The 21353-nt window shown below is 61.5% G+C and carries 20 protein-coding genes; 16 read left to right on the top strand and 4 right to left on the bottom strand.

Going from position 1 to position 21353, the window contains the following annotated elements:
* Positions 1-8: 8 nt before the first annotated feature.
* The 5 genes from EFD56_RS24210 (at position 9) to amn (ending at position 4789) form a co-directional block, all read left to right on the top strand.
* Entirely contained in the window at positions 9-1406 is a 1398-nt protein-coding gene (locus tag EFD56_RS24210) for a HEPN domain-containing protein (protein ID WP_126906500.1), read from the top strand.
* A gap of 68 nt (positions 1407-1474) precedes the next feature.
* The gene (locus tag EFD56_RS24205; RefSeq protein ID WP_126906499.1) at positions 1475-2308 is read left to right on the top strand and encodes a hypothetical protein; all 834 of its coding nucleotides are present in this window, start codon (positions 1475-1477) and stop codon (positions 2306-2308) included.
* Positions 2309-2465: 157 nt separating this feature from the next.
* Complete coding sequence (locus EFD56_RS24200; RefSeq protein WP_097541750.1) at positions 2466-2804, top strand: DUF2147 domain-containing protein; 339 nt, start codon at positions 2466-2468, stop codon at positions 2802-2804.
* Positions 2805-3020: 216 nt separating this feature from the next.
* A complete protein-coding gene (locus EFD56_RS24195; protein WP_010009317.1) occupies positions 3021-3200 on the top strand; it encodes a hypothetical protein in 180 nt (59 codons plus the stop codon).
* Positions 3201-3286: 86 nt separating this feature from the next.
* A complete protein-coding gene (gene amn / locus EFD56_RS24190) occupies positions 3287-4789 on the top strand; it encodes an AMP nucleosidase (protein ID WP_126906498.1) in 1503 nt (500 codons plus the stop codon).
* Between the two features lie 9 nt (positions 4790-4798).
* Here the strand turns inward: amn and EFD56_RS24185 are convergent, their stop codons facing one another.
* A complete protein-coding gene (locus tag EFD56_RS24185) occupies positions 4799-5014 on the bottom strand; it encodes a hypothetical protein (protein WP_010022928.1) in 216 nt (71 codons plus the stop codon).
* 155 nt (positions 5015-5169) lie between these two features.
* On the opposite strand from EFD56_RS24185, the gene EFD56_RS24180 reads away from it, so the two are divergent.
* From EFD56_RS24180 to EFD56_RS24165, 4 genes are read left to right on the top strand one after another with little or no spacing between them, the layout of a single operon-like run.
* A complete protein-coding gene (locus tag EFD56_RS24180; RefSeq protein WP_126906497.1) occupies positions 5170-5520 on the top strand; it encodes a YciI family protein in 351 nt (116 codons plus the stop codon).
* Between the two features lie 12 nt (positions 5521-5532).
* Positions 5533-5892: a YciI family protein gene (locus tag EFD56_RS24175; protein WP_126906496.1), complete on the top strand. Its 360-nt coding sequence runs from the start codon at positions 5533-5535 to the stop codon at positions 5890-5892.
* A 2-nt stretch (positions 5893-5894) separates the two neighbouring features.
* Positions 5895-6254: a YciI family protein gene (locus EFD56_RS24170; protein WP_126906495.1), complete on the top strand. Its 360-nt coding sequence runs from the start codon at positions 5895-5897 to the stop codon at positions 6252-6254.
* Between the two features lie 10 nt (positions 6255-6264).
* Positions 6265-7506, top strand: coding sequence for an RNA polymerase sigma factor (locus tag EFD56_RS24165; RefSeq protein ID WP_126906494.1), 1242 nt, complete (start codon positions 6265-6267; stop codon positions 7504-7506).
* Here EFD56_RS24165 and EFD56_RS24160 read toward each other — a convergent pair.
* The gene (locus EFD56_RS24160; protein ID WP_126906493.1) at positions 7474-8436 is read right to left on the bottom strand and encodes a lysylphosphatidylglycerol synthase domain-containing protein; all 963 of its coding nucleotides are present in this window, start codon (positions 8434-8436) and stop codon (positions 7474-7476) included. The genes EFD56_RS24165 and EFD56_RS24160 overlap by 33 nt on opposite strands.
* A gap of 182 nt (positions 8437-8618) precedes the next feature.
* Between EFD56_RS24160 and EFD56_RS24155 the strand changes: the two genes are divergently transcribed.
* From EFD56_RS24155 to EFD56_RS24140, 4 genes are all read left to right on the top strand, one after another.
* Positions 8619-10112: an ArnT family glycosyltransferase gene (locus tag EFD56_RS24155; protein WP_126906492.1), complete on the top strand. Its 1494-nt coding sequence runs from the start codon at positions 8619-8621 to the stop codon at positions 10110-10112.
* A 133-nt stretch (positions 10113-10245) separates the two neighbouring features.
* On the top strand, positions 10246-11256 hold the full coding sequence (locus EFD56_RS24150; protein WP_064827251.1) for a glycosyltransferase family 2 protein: 1011 nt from the start codon (positions 10246-10248) through the stop codon (positions 11254-11256).
* A gap of 12 nt (positions 11257-11268) precedes the next feature.
* On the top strand, positions 11269-12768 hold the full coding sequence (locus tag EFD56_RS24145) for an ArnT family glycosyltransferase (protein ID WP_126906491.1): 1500 nt from the start codon (positions 11269-11271) through the stop codon (positions 12766-12768).
* Positions 12769-14256 (top strand): glycosyltransferase family 39 protein, encoded by a 1488-nt coding sequence (locus EFD56_RS24140; RefSeq protein WP_126906490.1) that lies wholly within the window; start codon positions 12769-12771, stop codon positions 14254-14256.
* 154 nt (positions 14257-14410) lie between these two features.
* On the opposite strand, the gene EFD56_RS24135 is transcribed toward EFD56_RS24140, so the two are convergent.
* Entirely contained in the window at positions 14411-15778 is a 1368-nt protein-coding gene (locus EFD56_RS24135; protein ID WP_126906489.1) for an aspartate aminotransferase family protein, read from the bottom strand.
* Between the two features lie 83 nt (positions 15779-15861).
* On the opposite strand from EFD56_RS24135, the gene EFD56_RS24130 reads away from it, so the two are divergent.
* Positions 15862-17211: a glutamine synthetase family protein gene (locus tag EFD56_RS24130; protein ID WP_126906524.1), complete on the top strand. Its 1350-nt coding sequence runs from the start codon at positions 15862-15864 to the stop codon at positions 17209-17211.
* Between the two features lie 12 nt (positions 17212-17223).
* Here EFD56_RS24130 and EFD56_RS24125 read toward each other — a convergent pair whose 3' ends face one another.
* The gene (locus tag EFD56_RS24125; RefSeq protein ID WP_004675005.1) at positions 17224-18168 is read right to left on the bottom strand and encodes a diacylglycerol/lipid kinase family protein; all 945 of its coding nucleotides are present in this window, start codon (positions 18166-18168) and stop codon (positions 17224-17226) included.
* Between the two features lie 301 nt (positions 18169-18469).
* Between EFD56_RS24125 and EFD56_RS24120 the strand changes: the two genes are divergently transcribed.
* Together EFD56_RS24120 and mgtE are read left to right on the top strand one after the other, a co-directional pair.
* Positions 18470-19699 carry an MFS transporter gene (locus tag EFD56_RS24120; RefSeq protein WP_126906488.1) on the top strand — a complete coding sequence of 410 codons (1230 nt, stop codon included), beginning with the start codon at positions 18470-18472 and terminating at the stop codon, positions 19697-19699.
* A 261-nt stretch (positions 19700-19960) separates the two neighbouring features.
* On the top strand, positions 19961-21334 hold the full coding sequence (gene mgtE, locus EFD56_RS24115; RefSeq protein WP_126906487.1) for a magnesium transporter: 1374 nt from the start codon (positions 19961-19963) through the stop codon (positions 21332-21334).
* Positions 21335-21353 lie beyond the last annotated feature (19 nt).

The raw sequence follows: 21353 nt of genomic DNA, 5'->3' as shown, positions 1-21353 counted from the left end.
ATTGCAGCATGTCCAAAGTCGCTACAAAGAAAACAAACTTCGATCCCGCCCAGAAAGCAGCCCTTCTCGCTCAAGCTTCCACAGCAATTTCGGCATTCGTCGAGGGCCTTGCTCAGTTCGAACCAGGGATGCTTGTCAAAGATGACGACGACTATGGGTTCACGTTCTTCGACGGCTTCATGGTCTATTTCACCAAGCCTTATTTGGAAGCCAAAGCCGAATTCACCCATTTAGCGGCGCGGCTCCTCAAAGCTCGAGCCGCACATGAGCTAACTATCGGCACACTTATTCAGAAGGCAGCGCAAGGCTATGTCATCGCAAGGTCGAACGAGAACGGCGGTGATGCTGACGGCGACATTCTAAAGGCGTCAGCGAAGACGTTGGTTGATACCCTGCTCGAGGAGCTTTCCAAGGTCTATACCCGCATTGAAGCAAATTATCTCGTGTCGCATGACGGGTTTGCCGGCATTGTTAAGCTTGGTCGAGTGAGAAGCATGACCTGCGAGGATGCTGGGACAGAGACACCTCTCGCAGGCATCACAAAAATTCGGCTCGCTCCAGGGGATTACCCGAACCAGTCTATCCTTTCGACCGGGACGTATTTGGTCGGGATGCCCCGCATGGTGTGGGTTGTCGATGTTCCCGCGACCAAAGAGAACGTGCCCGAAGAAGCGAAATGGCTAATCGATGTTGCCGTCAGCTTCATGCGCCTAAGTTCTAGGCACTGGTCGGTTAGGTATCCGAAACTGGGCCAAATTGAACCCCACCCCACCCTGCCAGCTTCACTTGGTGCGCCACACGTAACCTTCCATGGCGAACACTCTTTCACCGGAGGAAAAAAGCTTCCCGCCATCTATGACATTAACAAAAAGGTGGCGAAAGATATCCAATCCACGAGCTGCCAACAAAGAGCTAACGTCTTGTTTGATCCGCCGAACAAGTCGCTTGCCATGCGAGTTGCGCAGGGGCTTGGCTGGTTGACGCGCGGCCGTCAGGTATCGGATAGGGCCGAGCAATTGTTATCGTTTTTCACAGCTGTCGAGGCCCTTCTTACCTCCAATGATAAGAATGACCCCGTAACGCAGACGATAAGCCGTCACGTCTCCGTAATTTACACGCAGAAGCTCGCGGATCGAGTGTCCGTTTACAATCGTGTGAAATCCCTCTATGGGCTCCGCTCAGCCGTTGTCCACGCAGGTAAACGCGATGTGCTCTGGCAGGATGTGAACACGCTACAGTCGATCGTGGAAGCGGTTTACTTTATCGTGCTCCAGCGTTGCGATTTAACGATGAAGCAGGACAAATTCGCTCAAAGCCTTTCAGATGCGAGTCATGGCCTGCCTTGGGAGTTCGCCAAGCCAGTTCCTCCCGCAAAAGGAAAAGCGTCGTCGAAAACAAAAAGCTGACAGCAAAATCACTGTCAGCAAAAGTATCTATACTCATACTTTCAGCTGCGTAAATTGAGAGCGCGAGAATGGGCCGTCAAAAGAAAAGTACTTTTTCAGGCACCTGCAAAATATGTAGTTCCATTCCTACGATTAATTCTCATCTTATACCTGAGGCATTCGTCAAGGAAATCTTCTTTCACCCGAAAGCGGATGAGAAACATATGCTCGTACATAACGATAAAGGGGTGAAACTTCAGTCGAACACCGGAAGATACGCACCAGATCTCCTTTGCGGCAAATGTGACGGTATCCTTGGAAAATATGAGGAGAGTGCTTTAGCTCTCCTGAAGCAACTGCGGCTTGTGAAAATCGGCACAAAAACTGGAACCACTTCACACATCAACTCTGGCACATACCGCTTTCGCGTGGAGAAGGTCGACGACTTTGTCCGCTTCGCTTGCGGAATCCTTTGGAAGTACGCCTCGCTCCCGGAAGACAATCCATCCGTGATTAAAGTAGGACATTTTCGAGAGTCTCTCGAGCTGGTCTGCTTTCACGACGCGCCCGTACCCTCGACAATTGACGTTTTCCTTGAACGAGACCTCTTGTCCGTAAGTGCTTTCGATGACCCGCATGACGTATTCTATTACGTGACGCCTTCTGTCGATGTAGTCGACGACCGACGCATGATCTGGTTCAGCGTTGGGGGCTTCATAATCTATGTGAAGTTAGACAACGGCGAGCCATCTGATTTTGCTCCATCGGTGTGCTGGATGCGCGGGAGAAAGAAGTGTCACTTCAACGTCTCCATGAGGGCGCTGCACACTAACACGGGCATCGTGGAATCGATCCATACAGCAAGAGACGATCTAGCGCGCTTGAACCGCAAGATTCTACTGCCCCAGAGAGGGGTTCGATAAACGGAGCTGCCGATCACGCGGCATCTCTTAAAGCTACAAAAAACCTCCTCTTCAGCTGCTTTCGGCGAACTCCGGCGATAGCCGATCAGCCATATTTACCTTTACGTTCGCGTCAGTTATTTTCGCGGCCGGTCAAAAGGACATCAGGGAGGAAAAGATGATCCGCAGCTTGATTCTCGCCGGCGCCCTCGCAGTGATCGCGGGCACGGCGCATGCCGAAGAGCCGATCGTCGGCAATTGGAAAACCGCCTCGGGCGAAACGGCGGTGATCGCGGCCTGCGGCGGCAGCTACTGCGTGACGCTGAAAACCGGCAAATACACCGGCCGGAAGATCGGTACGCTTGCCGGCACCGGCGGCAGCTACGCTGGCGAGATCACCGATCCGGCCGCCGACAAGACCTATAGCGGCTCGGGCAAGGTTTCCGGCAATTCGCTGCGGATGCAAGGCTGCGTCCTGAAAGTTCTCTGCAAGTCGCAAACCTGGACGCGGCTCTGATGCGATAAGGCCGACGCGGCGAGCGTCGCAAAATGGCCAGGTATGCCGGCTGGAATGTCGGCATACCTCGAAGCTTTCTCGGCTCGCCGATCTTCACGACAATCGGCCCGACCCTGCCCCGTAAGCTGAACGCTGGATGAACCGGCATCTCAGCACTCGTTCAGCCGTCGCATGGCAAAACTCATGTCATGGTTAGGTTGCGTATCGGGGCATGAGATGAACCTCTACATTCTGGCAAGACGTTTCAGCATCATCACGCTGTTCGCAGCGATCTTCGCGATCACATTTTCGGCGGTTGTCGTGCATGAAGGCGGCGGCGGTACGCAGTCGCATTTCGGTGCGAACTATACCTGCCTGGAGAGAAACGGGACCTTCTGCGCGCCGACGGTGCGGTGAACGGTACAGACACGGAAGAAGATAAAAAATCGATTTCCGCCGGCGCACGTCGTTTGCTTGTCAAAAACAACTCTCTATAATGCGTCATGAACAAACGAATCTCCCCTTTGTCGCCCCTCGACATTTCCTCTCCATCCCCTTTCCAGCCTGAGAGTTTCGATGATCCGGCCAAGGCCGTCGAGACGCTGACCGCGCTTTACGAACGGAATACGGCGTTCCTGATCGAGAGCTTTACCGAGCTTGCCCAAGGCGCTCCGATCGCCTCGCGCTACCGCGCCTTCTATCCGCAGGTGAGCATCGAGACGACCAGCTTCGGCCATGTCGATTCGCGCCTCTCCTACGGCCACGTCACGGCGCCCGGCATCTACACGACGACGGTCACCCGACCGAAGCTCTTCAAGCATTACCTGAAGGAGCAGCTGTCGCTGCTGATGAAGAGCCACAATGTTCCGGTGATCGTCTCGGAATCGACGACGCCGATTCCGCTGCACTTCGCCTTTGGCGAGGGCGCGCATGTGGAAGCTTCAGCCTCCGCCTTCGTCGACGTCCCGATGCGCGATATCTTCGACACGCCGGACCTCAACACCACCGATGACGAGATCGCCAACGGCGAATATATCCCGCCGCCGGGCGAGCCTTCGCCGCTTGCGCCGTTCACCGCCCAGCGTATCGATTATTCGCTGGCCCGGCTGTCGCATTATACGGCGACGCATGCCGAGCATTTCCAGAATTTCGTGCTGTTCACGAACTACCAGTTCTATATCGACGAATTCTGCAACTGGGCGCGCAAGCTGATGGCCGAGGGCGGCGACGGTTATACGGCCTTCGTCGAGCCCGGCAACATCGTCACCCTGCCCGGCTCGAACGTGCCGGAAACGGATGCGACGCTTGCCCGCCTGCCGCAGATGCCGGCCTACCATCTGAAGAAGAAAGGCCATGCCGGGATCACCATGATCAATATCGGCGTCGGTCCCTCCAACGCCAAGACGATCACCGACCATGTCGCCGTGTTGCGCCCGCATGCCTGGCTGATGCTCGGCCACTGCGCCGGCCTGCGCAACAGCCAGCGGCTCGGCGATTACGTCCTTGCCCATGCCTATATGCGCGAGGACCATGTGCTTGACGACGACCTGCCGGTCTGGGTGCCGATCCCGGCGCTCGCCGAAGTGCAAGTGGCGCTGGAGGCCGCCGTCGCCGAAATTACCGGCTACGAGGGCTTCGAGCTGAAGCGCATCATGCGCACCGGCACCGTCGGCACCATCGACAACCGCAACTGGGAACTGCGTGACCAACGCGGGCCGGTGAAGCGGCTGTCGCAGGCGCGCGCCATCGCACTCGACATGGAATCGGCAACGATCGCCGCCAACGGGTTCCGCTTCCGCGTGCCTTACGGCACGCTGCTCTGCGTCTCCGACAAGCCGCTGCACGGGGAATTGAAGCTGCCGGGCATGGCGACGGCCTTCTATCGCACGCAGGTCAACCAGCATCTGCAGATCGGCATCCGCGCCGTGCAGAAGCTCGCCGCCATGCCGAAGGAAGCCCTGCATTCGCGCAAGCTGCGCAGCTTCTTCGAAACAGCCTTCCAATAGGCCGTTTCCTCATCTGCCTGCGACGACGGGTGCCGCGTGCTGGTCAACCACCTGAGGCCTGCCGGCAGCAGCGTTCAGCCCTGCTATCAACAGGGTGAAGCCGACGATGGCGAAAGCGGTGCGTGAGAGAATCTTCAGCCCATCGCTTTCGTCGAACGCCGGACGGCGCTTCTCATGGCGGCGAGCCCAGATCTGGCTTGCGAGCGCGATTTCAAGAATACTCATTGCCGTTCTCCTCGACAGGTTTCGATGAAGCCTTGTCGAGTGCTGCCTTGCGATTTCGACACCGGACCGGCACAAATTATTTTTCCCGCCGCTGTCGAAATGCGCGGCGATCGTTCGTCCAGGCATATGGAACACCGCAAAGGAGGCTGCCTGCGATGAAATATCTCTGCCAGGTCTGGTTCGATGGCGCGATACTCGGCGCCATGACGAAAGAGGAGAAGGCCGAACTCGACGCGAATTCCTTGAACTACGACAGAGATCTCGTCGAAAGCGGACATATGATCGTCGCCCAGGCGCTGCAGTCGCCGAAATCAGCGGTAACCGTGAGGGTGCGCCATGGCGAGATGTCGGTGACGGACGGCCCCTTCGCCGAGACCAAGGAAGCGCTTGGCGGCTTCATCCTGATCGAGGCCAAGGATCTCAATGACGCGATCCGGGTTGCGGCTGGCATCCCGCTAGCGAAACTCGGCGCGATCGAAGTTCGCCCCATCCATGAATTCGGCTGAGGAGGTCACGCAATGAAGTTTCTGGGTCAGGTCTGGTTCGATACCGAAAAGAGCAGCAAAGTCACGCAGGAGGAATGGGACGCGGTCACGCAGGAGTGCATCGTCAGCGACGACCATTGGCGCGACAGCGGTCACATGCTGAGCGCGCTGGCGCTTTATGAACCCGAGCGAGCCGTAACGCTCCGCGTTCGCAATGGCATTGTCGCCGCTACAGATGGTCCCTTCGCCGAAATCAAGGAGCATCTCGGTGGGTTCGTGGTGATCGAGGCCAAGGACATGGATGAAGCGAAAGCAATCATTTCCACCTTCCCGATCCTCAAATATGCGTCGATCGAAATCAGACCCGCCTATTCGATCAAGGATGGGAGATAGCCATGCGCTTCGTCTGCCTCATCTATAATCCCGCCGATATGGATGGCACGCTCAGTCAGGCCGAGGGCGACGATCTCGTAAGGGCGCATTTCCAGTATGACGAGGAGCTTCAACGCAAAGGCATCATGATCCATTCCGATGCATTGGAAGGTCCCGACAGCGCCTCGGTCCTGAGAGTGCGCCATGGCATTCTGTCTTCGACCGATGGCCCTTACGTCGAGACCAAGGAACATCTGGCTGGCATCTACATCATCGAGGCAGCCGATCTCGAAGAGGCGCGGAAGGTCGTCGCGGACATTCCAAGCGTCCGCGTCGGATCGATCGAATTGCGTCCGGTGAGGCTGCTCACCCTGCCAGAGTGAGGATCGCCTGTTGGAACGCGTGATCGAGGAAATCTACCGATCGCAATCGCGCCGGGTTCTGGCGACGCTGATTCGTCTGCTCGGCGATTTCGACCGGGCCGAGGAAGCGCTGCACGACGCCTTTGCCGCGGCGGCGCGGACCTGGCCGGCTGACGGCATTCCCGGCAACCCTTTCGCTTGGCTCGTTTCGACGGGACGTTTCAAGGCAATCGATGCAATCCGCCGCCGGGCGCGCTTCGATGCCTCGCAGCAGCACATCGAGGACAGTCTCTACACGGTCGACGAAACGGAGATCGGCGACATGGAAGCGATCGAAGACGATATGCTGCGGCTGGTCTTCACCTGTTGCCATCCCGTTATTCCCGCCGATGCGCAGATGGCGTTGGCGCTTCGGGAAATCTGCGGACTGACCACCGAAGAGATCGCCCATGCCTTCCTCATTCCGGCGCCGACGGTCGCCCAGCGGATCGTGCGCGCCAAAGGCAGGATCCGGGCTGCGAACGTCCCTTACGAAGTGCCGGGCCGCGAGGCGCTACCCGAACGGCTCGACCGGGTGCTGCATGTCATCTATCTCGTCTTCAACGAAGGCTATTCCGCCTCTTCGGGAGACGCGGTCGTTCGCGCCGATCTGACCGGCGAGGCCATCCGGCTGGCGCGGCTGCTGCTGGCACTGCTGCCGCATCCCGACGTTTGCGGACTTCTGGCCCTGATGCTGCTGCAGGATTCCCGTCGCAGCGCGCGCAGCAGCAAGGAGGAAGCACTGGTGCTGCTTGCCGATCAGGACCGCTCGCTCTGGGACCGCGCCAAGATCTCGGAAGGCCTGGCACTCCTGGCCAAGGCAATGCGGACAGAAGAGATCGGCACCTATACGGTGCAGGCGGCGATCGCCGCCGAACATGCGAAGGTGCCGACCGCCGGGCAAACCGACTGGCGGCGGATTGCCTTCTATTACGATCTGCTTCTGGCAGCCCAGCCCTCACCTGTCGTCGAGCTCAACCGCGCCGTGGCGATTTCAATGGCCGAAGGGCCGGCGAAGGGGCTGGATCTGATCGATGCCATTCTGGGGCGCCGGGAGCTGCAGGCCTATCACCTCGCCCATTCGGCCCGGGCCGACTTCCTGCGCCGGCTCGGCCGGCGAGAAGAGGCGATCGCAGCCTATGAGACGGCCTTGTCGCTCTGCCGGCAGGAGCCGGAGCAGGCATTCTTGAGGAAACGGATTTCAGCGCTTGCCGCGGCGTCCGAGCGGCAGTGAGATCGCCGTGCCCGTCAGCGCCGAGACGATGATCAGCAGATGGGCATTGACGCTCGCCTGCGCCAGTGCAGCCAGCGCCGCCCGCTCGCTCGACGCTCCGAGCGCAATGGCGCCGGCGGTGATGCCCGCCGGATAGGTGCCGACCCCGCCCGGCGCGTGCACCGGCAGGACGGAAGAGAGTTCGCCGCCAAGCGCGCCGCCGAAGCTCGCCGCCATCGGTACAACGCCCATCAGGCCGAGCGCCCAGGCAAGCACGATCACCTTCACCAGCCAGTTGACGATGGTCATCGCCCAGGCGCGTGCAAAGGCTGCGGCGCCGAGCGGCAAGCCGTTTTCGATCTCGACAACCAATTTCTGCGCCTTAGCAGGCAACAGCCTGGCGGCGCCGCGCAACAGCGGCCTGCGCGCGGCGAAGGCTGCGACCGGCAGCAGCAGGAAGGCCGCCCAAAGCGACCATGCGACGAGAGCATCGGCCGCGGCAAGCGCAAAGCCGATGCCGGCAGCCGCCAACAGAGCATGCAGGTCGAGCAGCCGCATGACTAGGAGTGCCGAGGTTCCGCGCGTCAGCGGAATGCCGAATTCGGTACGCATCAACAGGGGAAAGCTGGTTTCGCCGGTCCGGAAGGGCAGCATGATGTTCAGGAGATTGTGAATTTGCGTGACCCGGAAAAGCGTTGCAAATCGCCCCGCGGTCTCCTTCGGAAAATAGTCGTAGATGCGCCAGGTGCGCAGGAAATAGGTACCGGTCAGCGCCACGAGCGCTCCGATCACCGGACCTGCCCCGACATCGGCCCATTGGCGGATGATGACGGGCCACCCCCAGAACCATTGCACGAAGAGCGCATAGGCTGCGACAATAACGACCGTCAGCGCCGTCATGCGATTGCGCATAAACCAGGACTGCTGGCTTTCAACGATCGAACTCTTCATGTAGTAGGCATTCCTCGCTTGGCGTCGGCATGGTCTTGGTTTCGTCGCCAGGCGTTTTAGGAGAAATGAAGGTTGCGCACAACGGCGGAGTTCGTGGCAATGGCGGCGAGATCGCTTCACACCGACGATCCGCGCCACAGCCCGACAGATGACGACGCCTTGCCGGCTTGACTTGGAGATCGATGTTGGAGCGCATTACCAAAAGCTTGACGAGCGCCGCTATTTTTCTGGCAGTCTATTTCCTGCTGAACATCGCGCTCCGCATCGCCCTGCCGCATACGCTCGATCTCGACGAGGCGGAGCAGGCGTTTTACTCACAATATCTCCTGGCCGGCTACGGCCCGCAGCCGCCCTTCTATAACTGGATCCAGTACGCCATCGTTTCGGTGACCGGCATTACGATGTGGGCGCTCTCGGTTCCGAAAAACATCATTCTGTTCGGCTGCTATCTTTTCTACGGTCTGGCGGCCCGCGAGGTGCTGAAGAGCCGTTTGCTCCCGCCCATCGCCATGCTGAGCCTGATTACCCTGCCGCAAGTCGGCCTGATGGCGCAGCGCGAGCTCACTCATACCGTTGCTCTGCTGTTTGCCACCTCGCTGTTCCTCTTCGGCTTTTTCCGGACGCTGCGCCAGCCGACGATCGGCAGTTATCTCGTCATCGGCATCGCCACCGGCATCGGGCTCATCTCCAAATATAATTTCGCCATTTTGCCATTTGCCGCCTTCATCGCCGTCCTGCCGGAGCGGAAGTGGCGCGGTCGCCTGTTCGACTGGCGTCTGCTGCCGGCGATCGTCATCGCCATTCTGATCGTCCTGCCGCATGCACTCTGGCTGCCCGATAATCTCACCAACGCTTCGGCCCCGACACTGGAGCGGATGACCGCCGAGCATGAGGCCGCCGCCGGCCTTCCCCGCATCCGACAGGGACTGCTCTCCCTCGTCATCGCTGTCCTCGGCTTCGTTGCCCTGCCGATCATTGTCGTCGCAGCGGCCTTCCGACGGAATTTCATTCGGGCACTCTCTTCGTCCAGCCCGATGATCCGGGTGATCGAACGGATGATCGTTGTCAGCCTGCTCGCCTTCGCCGGTATCGTCGTCTTCGCCGGCGCCAGCGATATCCATGAGCGCTGGCTCGACCCGTGCCTGCTCGTCCTGCTGATCTATCTGTTCCTGAAGCTCGAAACCGCAGGTCTCGATCTTTCCGCCGGCCTTGCCCGCTTCCGGCCGGTAGTGCCGGTCTTCATGATCGTCATCCTGTCGATCCTTCTGCTGCGCATCGTCGCCATTCAATATATCGGCACCTATACGAGAACGAACGTCCCCTTCGCCAACTACGTGACCGAACTGACTGCGACCCGCAAACCGGTTCTCATCGTCGCGGGAACCAAGTTCGTTGCGGGCAATATGAAGCTGGAGTTTCCCGACGTCCCTGTCGTGATCCCGTTCTTCCCCGGTCCCGGGGTTCCCGAATATGCGGCTGCGAAGGGACCCGTGCTCGTTGTCTGGCGCGGCGAGACGGCAAGCGACCCGACCATTTCGCCCAGCTTCGCCAATGATCTCGTGAGATCGGGCATTCATCTGAAAGAGATAAATACGCTGACGCTGCCCTATCTTTTCGGTGACGGCAAACATACCTTTTCCATCGGCTACTCCTGGGTCGAGGGCGGCGCGCAATAGCGTTGCGGCGGCCCGGGAGAGGGAAACCGGCATTGTCCGCTGGCAACGGACGGACACTTCATGTAGTAGGCTTCCGCAAACGCGGTGGCGGCAGTAAGGATTGCCAGGCCGCCCGGCCTTTTGGAGATGAAAGTTGCAGACAACGGTAGAGCCCATTCGCGGCACGAATGATCCGGTACAATCGCTCGAGCTGTCGCTGGTCGTGCCCGTTTTCAACGAAGAGGAAAGCGTCGGTCCGCTGGTCGAACGCATCCTGGCGGCGATGGGCCAATATCCCCATCGCTGGGAACTGATCCTCGTCGACGACGGTAGCACCGATGCGACGCTCGTCAACGCCCGCAAGTTCGTCGGGCGCGAGGGGCTGGCGCTCAGAATCGTCGAGCTGCAGCGCAATTTCGGCCAGACCGCCGCCATGCAGGCCGGTATCGACACCGCCCGGGGCCGGCTGATCGCGACGATGGACGGCGACCTGCAGAATGATCCGAAGGATATTCCTGCGATGGTCTCGGAGCTCGAGCGGCGCGAACTCGACCTGCTGGTCGGCTGGCGCAAGAACCGCCAAGACGGCCTGCTCCTGCGCAAGATCCCCTCCTGGTGCGCCAACTACCTGATCGGCCGCATCACCGGCGTCAAGTTGCACGATTACGGCTGCAGCCTGAAGATCTATCGTGCCTCGATCATTAAGCAGGTGAAGCTGATGGGCGAGATGCACCGCTTCATTCCGGCCTGGGTTGCCGGCGTCGTGCCGAGCTCGCGTATCGGCGAGATGGTCGTCACCCACCATGCCCGCGAGCACGGCGTCTCGAAATACGGAATTTCGCGCACCTTCCGCGTCATCCTCGACCTGCTGTCGGTGATGTTCTTCATGCGCTACAAGGCGCGGCCGGGGCATTTCTTCGGCTCGCTGGGTCTCGGCCTCGGCGCTGTCGCCATGCTGATCCTGCTTTATCTCGGTTTCGACAAATTCATCATGGGCAATGATATCGGCACGAGGCCGATGCTGATGGTCGGCGTCGTGCTGCTGCTGTCGTCGGTGCAGATGATCACCACCGGCATTCTGGCGGAAATGATCGCACGCACTTATTATCGTGACGACGCCTCCCCGAACTATATCGTGCGGCAGATCTTCGACGATCAAGCCTAAGCCGGCGGCACGATGCTGGAACGCGCGACGAGGACGATCGGAACCGCGGCGCTGCTGCTGGCAGCCTATTTCGTGCTGAACATCGCGCTGCGCATCGCGCTTCCGCATTCGCTGGAGCTTGACGAGGCCGAGCAATCCTTCTTTTCGCAATATCTGCTGGCGGGCTACGGCCCGCAGCCGCCCTTCTACAACTGGATGCAATATGCCATCGTTTCGGTGACGGGCATGTCGATCGGCGCGCTTGTTGTGCCGAAGAATATCCTGCTCTTCCTCTGTTACGTCTTTTACGGCCTCGCCGGGCGCGAAGCGCTGAAGGACCAGGCGCTCGCCGCCATCGGCATGCTGGCGCTGATCACCCTGCCCCAGGTCTCCTACATGGCCCAGCAGGACCTGACTCACACCACGGCGCTGCTCTTTGCCAGTTCCCTGTTCCTCTACGGCTTTTTTCGAACGCTCGACCGGCCCGGCGTCGGCAGCTACCTGCTGCTCGGGCTTGCAACGGGCATCGGGCTGATCTCGAAGTACAATTTCGCTTTGATGCCGGCGGTCGCGCTGATTGCCATCCTGCCTGACGCCGAATGGCGGCGCAGGGCGCTCGACTGGCGCATGCTGATCGCGATTGGCGTCGCGCTCGTCATCATCCTGCCGCACGCGATCTGGCTGCAGGGCAATCTCGCATTCGCCTCCTCCGATACTCTGGTCAAGATGGCCGCCGGCAACGAACCCGCCGGTATCACACGGATCGGCAAAGGCCTCCTCGCCTTTCTCATCGCCATCATCGCCTTTGCCGCGCTGCCGGTCGCCATCTTCGCAGCCGCCTTCCGCCAGGATTTTGTCCTGATGCTTTCAGCCGGAAACCGCTGGACCGGGATGATGGAGCGGATGATGCTGGCAAGCCTTGCCGGCATCGTTCTGATCGTGCTGTTCACCGGCTCCACCACGGTGCGTGAGCGCTGGCTCGACCCTTTCCTGCTGGTGCTGCCGATCTATTTCCTGGCAAAGATGCAGGCGGGCGGGCTCGATCTTTCCGCCGGGCTGCGCCGCTTCCGGCCGGTCGTTCCGGTGCTGATGGCCTGCATATTGATCGCGCTCGGCTTTCGCGTGGTCGGCGCCGGGCTGATCGGCACCTACAGCCGACCGAATGTGCCGATGGCCGATCTCGCCCGCGAAATGACCCGGCAGGCCGAACCTGCGCTGGTGATTGCTTCCGAACCCTATGTTGCCGGAAACATGCGTCTGCAGCTTCCCGATGTGCCCGTGGTGATACCGGATTTCCCGGCCTTGGGAATTCCGGCCTATGCCGAGGCCAAGGGGCCGGTGCTGATCGTCTGGCGCGGCAAGAAGACGGCGACGGCCGCGGATGCCGCCATGCCGGAGCGGTTTTCATCGGCGCTGACGGCGGCGGGCATCGTGCCGCAAGAGATCGGCTCGCTGTCGCTTCCCTATTATTTTGGCCGCCTAGGCGACAATTTCGCGCTCGGTTACGCCTGGGTCCGGCCGGGGGCAAGATAGATGACCGAGACCAACCTTCGCGATATGCGATGGATTTTCGTGCTGCTGGCGGCCTATTTCACGCTTCAGATCGGTGTGCGGTTCGCGACCTCGCATTCGCTCGATCTCGACGAGGCCGAACAGGTCTTCCGCTCGCAATGGCTGGCCGCCGGCTACGGCCCGCAACCGCCCTTCTACAACTGGCTTCAATATGGCGTCTTCCAGTTTGCCGGCGTCTCGCTTGTCGCCCTGTCCGTCGTCAAGAACCTTCTGCTCTTCATCTCCTACCTGCTGTACGGCCTGACGGCGCGGCTCGTCCTGCGCGACAAGGCGCTGGTTGCGATGGCAACGCTCGGGCTGCTGACGATCCCGCAGATGGCTTTCGAGATGCAGCGCGACCTCACCCACACGGTCGCGGTGTTCTTCTCGGCCAGCATCTTCTTCTACGGCTTCATCCGCAGCCTGAAGCAGCCGAGTCTTGCCTCCTATCTCGTCGCCGGCGTCGGCATCGGTTTCGGCCTGCTTGCCAAATATAATTTCGCCATCCTGCCGGCTGCCGCCCTAATCGCCGCGCTGCCGGATGCGCGCCTGCGGCCGCGGATCTTCGACCGGCGGCTGGTGGTGACCATTGCCGTGGCGCTCGTCATCACCCTGCCGCATCTCTTCTGGCTGAAAGACAATCTCGATTTCGCCACCGCCCGCACTCTGGAGAAGATGACCGCGAGCGGTCATGCGAGCCATCTCATGCAGGTGGCCATGGGTGTCGGCTCGCTTGCTCTCGCGGTCATCAGCTTTGCCGGATTGACGGTGGCGGTGTTTGCGGTCGTCTTCGGCAAGGGACTTCGTCCGGCGCTTGCCGCCGGCTCGGACTGGACGCGGCTCATCGAGCGGATGATGCTCGTCTTCCTGGCCGGCATCCTGCTGTTGATCGTCTTCGGCGGGGCTGCCGGCATCAAAGATCGCTGGCTGGTGCCGATGCTCTTCATCCTGCCGCTCTATTTCTGCCTGAAGGTCGAGGCGGCAGGCATCGAGACCGGCAAGGCTTTCCGGCGCTTCATGCCCGTCGTCGCCGTCATCATGATCGGCGTGCCGGCTGTTCTTTATGGCAGCGTCGCCGCCGCACGCTTCACCGGCCATTACGAACGATTGAACAGGCCCTATGCCACGATGTTGGAAAACCTGCGCAAACAGGCCGAGCCGGCGGCAATCCTTGCCGGCGACAGCCTGCTCGCCGGCAATCTCAGGCAGGATATTCCCGGCGTGCCTGTGCTCTCCGTCGACTATCCCGGCTTCCACCCGGATCTTGCTGGCCGGCGCCCGCTTCTCCTCGTCTGGCTGATACCGCCGAAGGGGGGCAGCGAAGCGCTTCCGCCGGCCATGGCCCAATGGCTCCAAGCCAATCTCGGCATAGCGGCACCCGAGGCGGCGGTGGTCGACGCACCCTATTTCTACGGTCGCGGCGACGATCGGTATCGTTTCGGCTATGCCTGGGTCGGCCAGCCGGACTGAGTAGAGTTAGGAGTGCGGCGATCGCATATACCGAATGGCCGGGATAAGTGTACAAGGCCTGGGATGACGGAGAGTGGGCTGACGTTCTCGCCAAACTCGACGCTAAGCGTCTTCACACGTAGACAGGAGGAGGAATCGGCCAGGCTGAGCGACATCACGCTTTCAGCTCCTTCCAGGCCAAATCCAGCGCCAGCTTGGTAATTCGCGCCATCTCGTTCACCTCCGCGTGGGTGATGACGAGCGGCGGCGAGGCCAGCATGCGGTCGCCGGTGGCGCGCAGCACGAGGCCATTTGCGAGCGCATGGTTGCGCACGAGAGCGCCGATCCGATCGGGCTTGTCATAACGGGTGCGCGTGCTCTTCTCCGCGGCCAGCTGCAGGCCGCCCATCAGGCCGATACTCTGAGCCTCGCCGACGAGATCATGGTCGGCCAGAGCCGCCCAGGCCTTGCCGAAATAGGGGCCGATATCGTCGCGCACGCGTTCGACCAGCCCTTCCTCCTCGATGATGCGCAGGTTTTCGAGTGCCGCTGCCGCACAGACCGGGTGGCCGGAATACGTGAAGCCGTGGTTGAACTCGCCGACGTCATTGATCAGCACGTCGGCGATCTTGTCGCTGACGAGCACGCCGCCGATCGGCAGGTAACCCGAGGAGAGACCCTTGGCGATCGGCGCCAGATCCGGCTCGACGCCGAAATGCTGATGGCCGAACCAGGCACCCAGGCGGCCGAAACCGCAGATCACCTCGTCGGTCACCAGCAGGATATTGCGCGCCTTGCAGATGCGATCGATCTCCGGCCAGTAGGTTTCTGGCGGGATGATGACGCCGGCCGCCCCCTGCACCGGCTCGGCGACGAAGGCGGCGACATTCTCCTCGCCAAGCTCGTCGATCTTCGCTTCAAGCTCGCGAGCGACCTTGAGGCCGAATTCATCGGGCGCGAGATCGCCGCCCTCGCCGTACCAGTAGGGCTGGCCGATATGGACGATTCCCGGGATCGGCAGGTCGCCCTGCTCGTGCATATATTTCATGCCGCCGAGGCTGGCGCCGGCAACGGTCGAGCCGTGATAGCCGTTCTTTCTCGCGATCACGATCTTCTTCGACGGCTTGCCGACGGCGCTCCAGTAGACGCGAGCCATGCGGAACCAGGTGTCGTTCGCTTCCGAACCGGAGCCGGTGAAGAAGATATGGTTGAACCGCGCGCCCGCATGCGACGTCACCTTCTGCGCCAGCAGCGCCGTCGGGGTCGAGGTCGTGCCGAAGAAGGTGTTGTAATAGGGCAGCTCGTTCATCTGTCTTGCGACGGCCTCGCCGATTTCCCGGCGGCCATAGCCGATATTGACGCACCAGAGGCCGGCGAAACCATCGAGATATTTCCGGCCGCGATCGTCGAAGATATGGACGCCCTCGCCGCGCTGGATGATGCGGGCGCCATCGGCGTTCAGCTTCTTCATATCGGCGAAGGGGTGCAGATGATGGGCTGCGTCGATCGCGGCAAGGTTCGAGGCCGGGTAAGTGTCGGGCATGGCTGGTAAAAGACCCTCGCGGATTGAAAGGCTGCTATCGATGGGATAGGAGCTTGGCCTTGTCCCAGAGGATTTTCAAGGTCATGGCGAGCGACAGGATGGACGGCAAGGCCGGTGGCGACCCGCGTTTCGAGATCCTGATCGTCGGCATGAACGGCGAGTTGCGCGGCAAACAGCTTCCATCAGGCGCCGAAAGCAAGGCCTGGGCCGGCGAGATCCGCCTTCCGACCTCGACGCAGTCGCTCGACATATGGGGCGACGACAATGACGATATCACCGGCCTGTCGCTGACGATCGGCGATCCCGACGGCATGGTCGTTGCCGACCGGCGCAGCCTCGCGCCGATGCCCTGGGCGCCGGAGGGCTCGATGCAGGTGCTTGCCACCATGCACGAATTCGACGGCAGCCCGAGCTTCATGGATCCGCGCGCCATCCTCGCTTCCGTGGTCGAGCGCTACCGCAGCCGTGGGCTGACGCCTGTCGTCGCCACCGAGCTGGAATTCTACGTGATGTCGGGCGACTGGCGCGAAACCGGCCGCCCCTCTCCGCCCGAAAGCCTCACCTATCGCGGCGAGCCGAACGGCTTCCAGCTCTACGACATGAGTGCCGTCGATGCGCTCGAGGACTATCTGCAGACGCTGAGGGCCTACGCCAAGGTGCAGGGACTGCCGGCGGATGCGACGACGGCGGAATTCGGCCCGGGCCAGTTCGAAGTCAACCTCACGCACCGCGCCGATGCGCTGGCCGCCGCCGACGATTGCCTCTATTTGAAGCGCATCGCCGAGCAGGCGGCGCGCCGCCACGGGCTGAAATCGACCTGCATGGCAAAACCTTATTCCGACCATGCCGGCTCCGGCCTGCATGTGCATGCGAGCATCGTCGACAGCCAGGGCCGCAACATCCTCGATGCTAGGGGTGGCGAGCCCAAGCTGCTGAAATCGGTCACGGCAGGCCTGCTCGACAGCATGCGCGCGGCGCAGCTGGTTTTCGCTCCCTTTGCCAATTCCTATCGTCGCTTCCAACCCGGCTCGTTCGCGCCGGTCGATCTGACCTGGGGTAACGGCCATCGCGGCACGGCGATCCGCATACCCGACACGGATGGGCCGGCCGCCCGTATCGAGCACCGCGTCGCCGGCGCCGACGCCAATCCCTATCTGCTGCTTGCGGCGATCCTCGGCGGCATGCTTGCCGGTCTCGATCGCGAACTCGATCCCGGCGAAGAGACGACGCCCTCCCACACGCCAGCCAATACGACGCGGCTGACGCATGATTTCCTGAGCGCGGTCGAGAGCTTCCGTGCCTCACCCTTCATCGCCGATATTTTCGGCACGCGATATCAGGTGCTTTACGGTGACACCAAGCGCAAGGAAGCGCTCGCGCATCTGCGCACCGTCTCGGATTTCGATTATCGCACCTACCTGCCGCGGCTCTGAAGCCTCCGGTGTTCAGGCCGCAGGCTCGCGGCGCTCATCGGCATCCACCTGGGCGGCCAGCCCCTGCTTGACGAGGACCTTCAACTCGCCGGGATGCAGGCGGATCGAAACATCGCGTTGGAGCGGCAACAATTCGCCGTCCATGACGCAATTGGCCTTGCGGCGCAGTTTCGGGAAATGCAGGTGTACCTCGGCCGGATGCATCACCATGACGTCGGCATTCTCACGGACCTTGCCACGCAGCATGTCCAGGGCAAGACGGGCGACGCCGAGGGGTTTCAGCGGATTTGCCGTATAGAAGCCGAGTTCGCCGCTTCTGAGATTATCGGCATAGAGCAGCGCATTCTCGCCGAAGGGATTGTTGGAGACCGAGATCGCCGAGACCCAGCGGCGCTCGCGCATGCCGGCGGCCTCGAATTCGACCTCGAACTCAGGCGGATTGAAGATCACGCCGAGAGCGGCCTTGGTGCTTGCCCGTATTTTGCCGAGGCGCGAGCGATAGCTGTAGGCATTGCGGTAGCGCACCATGCGGGCATGCAGACCGGCCGAAAACTGATGGATGAAAGGCCGGCCGTTGGCGCTGGCGATATCGACGTTATCGACCTCCCCGGACGCCAATACGTCAAGCGCCTGCCAGATATCGAGCGGCACGCGCAGCGAGCGGGCAAAAAGGTTCATCGTGCCGGCCGGCACGACGCCGAGCGCGATGCCGTTCTTCCAGGCGATCGACGCCGCCGCCGAAATCGTGCCGTCGCCACCGCCGGCGACGATGCCGTCGATATCATCGCGCTTGGCGGCCCGTTCCATCGCGGGAATGATTTCCTTGCCCGAAAAGACAATGGCATCGAAATCATGCCCGGCATCCCGAAAGGCCGCCTCCGCCCTCTTTTCGTAGGCCACCATGTCGGTGGTCCTGAAGGTGCCGCCGTCGCGATTGAAAAAGCCTACAAGCTTCATAAGGGCTCCCGTCCCTGGCGCGGAAATGCTCCTGCCTTTGCCCCTGAGATGGTTGCGGCATTGGGGATTTCAAGCACAGCCGCTTTTCCGCAAGAATAGCAGGGATGCAAATATTGCAACGGACATATGCACATAGCAGGACGCTGCACTGCGAAAAATGCACTCGACGCCTGCCGGTATATCACGGATAGATCAGATATCGGAGAAATCATCTCCACTTCCCGCCATGTATCACGATTGCCTCGCGGCGGCGTTCGCGCCTGGGGCATTGCCAAGCAGAAAACCGTCCCGAGGAGCTCTCATGAGTGAGATCGCCATCAATGAGTCCGTTGGAACCCAGCCGGAGGACGGGCTGCCTTCGGCAACGACCGTAGCCTTGGTTCAACTGGCCCTCGCCTGCGGCGGCTTCGGCATCGGCACCGGCGAATTCGCGATCATGGGACTGCTGCCCAACGTCGCCGAGACTTTCTCCGTCACGACGCCGCAGGCCGGCTATGTCATCAGCGCCTATGCGCTCGGCGTCGTCGTCGGGGCGCCGGTCATTGCCGTGCTCGCCGCGAAGATGGCGCGCCGCACGCTGCTTTTGACGCTGATGCTGGTCTTCGCCATTGGCAATATCCTCAGCGCCGTGGCCCCGACCTTCGAATCCTTCACATTCCTGCGCTTCGTCACCGGCCTGCCGCACGGCGCCTATTTCGGCGTCGCCGCCCTCGTCGCCGCCTCGATGGTGCCTGCGCATCGGCGCGCACGCGCCGTCGGGCGCGTCATGCTCGGATTGACGGTGGCCACCCTTCTGGGCACGCCGGCAACGACGCTCTTCGGCCAGTCGCTCGACTGGCAGGTGGCGTTTCTGACGGTCGGCGCCGTCGGCCTGCTGACCGTTGCGCTGATCTGGATCTATGTTCCGAAGGACACGGTTTCCGAAGAAGCGAGCTTCCTGCGCGAGCTCGGCGCCTTCCGGCGGCCGCAGGTCTGGCTGACGCTCGGCATCGCCGCCGTCGGCTACGGCGGCATGTTCGCCATGTTCAGCTATATCGCCTCGACAACGACGAAGGTGGCGATGCTGCCGGAAAGCGCGGTTCCGATCATGCTGGTCCTTTTCGGCGTCGGCATGAATGCCGGCAATTTCATCGGCTCGTGGCTGGCCGACAAATCGCTGCTCGGCACGATCGGCGGCTCGCTCATCTATAATATCGTCGTGCTCACCACCTTTGCGCTGACCGCGGCCAACCCCTATATGCTCGGCCTCTCCGTTTTCCTCGTCGGCTGCGGTTTCGCCGCCGGCCCGGCGCTGCAGACGCGGCTGATGGACGTCGCCGCCGACGCGCAGACGCTGGCTGCCGCCTCCAACCATTCCGCCTTCAACATCGCCAATGCGATCGGCGCCTGGCTCGGCGGCCTCGTCATCGCCTGGGGCTATGGCTTTGCGGCAACCGGTTACGTCGGCGCCGCACTCTCCTTCCTCGGCCTCTTCGTCTTCGCAGCATCGTTCCGGCTGGAACGTCGCGGCCGAAGCCCGCAGGCCGTCTGAGCCATGACTAGCCACCCGCTCGAGGGTGCGACATTCTGGCGTTAAGCATCTACCCCGCTTGACTCTTTTCGCATTCGGGACCACCTAGCATGACACGTGGATGACACCCGTCCTGCCACGGATTTTAACGGAGCCATCTTAGCGATGCCAAGCGACAGTAGCAGTCGATTGCCTTTGCCGTACGCGGCCCCCGTGCGCTGACCGACTCCTGTCGGCTCGCCCGTCGGACGCTACGGCGGATCGACGGAAAGGCGAGCCTCAATGAATTTCAACCGCTTCCCACTTCGGGCAGGCCATGCCGCCCGCGCCTTCATCAACAACAGCCGCGGCGCAACGATCGCCGAACGCGTCGATGCGTTGAACGCGCTCAGCATCCAGGATGCCGGCCGCGTCCTGTCAGGCATGCCGCTCGACTATGCCGTCAACATTCTCGACCGGCCGGAGCTTCGCAACGCCGCCGAGATCCTGGCGCTGATCAGCGCCGAGGATGCCGCCCGGCTGCTGCACGGCATGTCGAATGACCGCGTCGCCGACGTGCTGCTCGAACTCGACGGCGAGACCCGCGCCCGCCTGTTCTCCAGCCTCGACGAGCCGGTGCGCATCGCGATCCAGCATCTGATGGGCTATCCGCCGCGCACGGCCGGCGGCATCATGACGACGGAATTCGTCAGCGTGCCGGACAGCTGGACCGTTGCCCAGACGCTCGATCATGTGCGCCAAGTCGAACGCTCGCGCGAAACCGTCTACGCCATCTATGTGCTCGACGAGGCCAGCCATGCGCTCATGCATGTGGTGACGCTGCGCCGCCTGATCACCGGCGAGCCTGAGGCTTCCATTCTCTCGGTGGCGCAGAAGGGCACGCCGGTTTCGGCCGATCCGCTGATGAAACAGGAGGATGTCGCCCGGCTGATCCGCAAGCACGACCTGCTCGCCTTGCCGGTGACCGACGAGCATGGGCAGATGCTCGGCATCGTCACCGTCGACGACGTGATCGATACGATGATCTCGGACACGACGGAAGCGGCCCAGAAGTTCGGCGGCATGGAGGCGCTCGGCCAGCCCTATATGAAGATCGGCTTTGCCGGCATGATCCGCAAGCGCGCCGGCTGGCTCGCCGCCCTGTTCCTCGGCGAGATGCTGACGGCAAGCGCCATGCAGCATTTCGAGGGCGAGTTGGAAAAGGCCGTGGTGCTGACCCTGTTCATCCCGCTGATCATGAGCTCGGGCGGCAATTCCGGGTCGCAGGCGACGTCGCTGATCATCCGGGCCCTGGCGCTCGGCGAGCTGAAGCTTTCGGACTGGTGGAAGGTGCTGTTGCGCGAACTGCCGACCGGCATCGTGCTCGGCGCCATCCTCGGTCTCGTCGGCTTCGTCCGCATCGTCTTCTGGCAGTCGGCCGGGTTTTATGATTACGGCCCGCACTGGCAGATGGTCGCCATCACGGTGTTTGCCGCCCTGATCGGGATCGTCACATTCGGCTCGATCTGCGGCTCGATGCTGCCCTTCGTGCTGCAGAAGCTGCGGCTCGATCCGGCCAGCGCCTCGGCCCCGTTCGTCGCCACGCTCGTCGACGTCACCGGGCTCGTCATCTACTTCTCGGTGGCGCTGCTCATCCTCAGCGGGACGCTGCTTTAGGTCTGCAGACGGCATAAGC

It is taken from the genome of Rhizobium phaseoli (assembly GCF_003985125.1).
In the GTDB taxonomy this organism is placed as follows: domain Bacteria; phylum Pseudomonadota; class Alphaproteobacteria; order Rhizobiales; family Rhizobiaceae; genus Rhizobium; species Rhizobium phaseoli.
This window is presented reverse-complemented; position numbering and strand designations above follow the sequence as displayed.

What these genes read in the sequence shown, in the direction of transcription:
- EFD56_RS24160 (WP_126906493.1), bottom strand. Translation starts at nt 8,436, where the DNA reads ATGAAGAGTTCGATCGTTGAAAGCCAGCAGTCCTGGTTTATGCGCAAT.
- EFD56_RS24210 (WP_126906500.1), top strand. Translation starts at nt 9, where the DNA reads ATGTCCAAAGTCGCTACAAAGAAAACAAACTTCGATCCCGCCCAGAAA.
- EFD56_RS24140 (WP_126906490.1), top strand. Translation starts at nt 12,769, where the DNA reads ATGACCGAGACCAACCTTCGCGATATGCGATGGATTTTCGTGCTGCTG.
- EFD56_RS24180 (WP_126906497.1), top strand. Translation starts at nt 5,170, where the DNA reads ATGAAATATCTCTGCCAGGTCTGGTTCGATGGCGCGATACTCGGCGCC.
- amn (WP_126906498.1), top strand. Translation starts at nt 3,287, where the DNA reads ATGAACAAACGAATCTCCCCTTTGTCGCCCCTCGACATTTCCTCTCCA.
- EFD56_RS24135 (WP_126906489.1), bottom strand. Translation starts at nt 15,778, where the DNA reads ATGCCCGACACTTACCCGGCCTCGAACCTTGCCGCGATCGACGCAGCC.
- EFD56_RS24130 (WP_126906524.1), top strand. Translation starts at nt 15,862, where the DNA reads ATGGCGAGCGACAGGATGGACGGCAAGGCCGGTGGCGACCCGCGTTTC.
- EFD56_RS24145 (WP_126906491.1), top strand. Translation starts at nt 11,269, where the DNA reads ATGCTGGAACGCGCGACGAGGACGATCGGAACCGCGGCGCTGCTGCTG.
- EFD56_RS24185 (WP_010022928.1), bottom strand. Translation starts at nt 5,014, where the DNA reads ATGAGTATTCTTGAAATCGCGCTCGCAAGCCAGATCTGGGCTCGCCGC.
- EFD56_RS24200 (WP_097541750.1), top strand. Translation starts at nt 2,466, where the DNA reads ATGATCCGCAGCTTGATTCTCGCCGGCGCCCTCGCAGTGATCGCGGGC.
- EFD56_RS24205 (WP_126906499.1), top strand. Translation starts at nt 1,475, where the DNA reads ATGGGCCGTCAAAAGAAAAGTACTTTTTCAGGCACCTGCAAAATATGT.
- EFD56_RS24125 (WP_004675005.1), bottom strand. Translation starts at nt 18,168, where the DNA reads ATGAAGCTTGTAGGCTTTTTCAATCGCGACGGCGGCACCTTCAGGACC.
- EFD56_RS24155 (WP_126906492.1), top strand. Translation starts at nt 8,619, where the DNA reads ATGTTGGAGCGCATTACCAAAAGCTTGACGAGCGCCGCTATTTTTCTG.
- EFD56_RS24170 (WP_126906495.1), top strand. Translation starts at nt 5,895, where the DNA reads ATGCGCTTCGTCTGCCTCATCTATAATCCCGCCGATATGGATGGCACG.
- EFD56_RS24120 (WP_126906488.1), top strand. Translation starts at nt 18,470, where the DNA reads ATGAGTGAGATCGCCATCAATGAGTCCGTTGGAACCCAGCCGGAGGAC.
- EFD56_RS24195 (WP_010009317.1), top strand. Translation starts at nt 3,021, where the DNA reads ATGAACCTCTACATTCTGGCAAGACGTTTCAGCATCATCACGCTGTTC.
- EFD56_RS24175 (WP_126906496.1), top strand. Translation starts at nt 5,533, where the DNA reads ATGAAGTTTCTGGGTCAGGTCTGGTTCGATACCGAAAAGAGCAGCAAA.
- mgtE (WP_126906487.1), top strand. Translation starts at nt 19,961, where the DNA reads ATGAATTTCAACCGCTTCCCACTTCGGGCAGGCCATGCCGCCCGCGCC.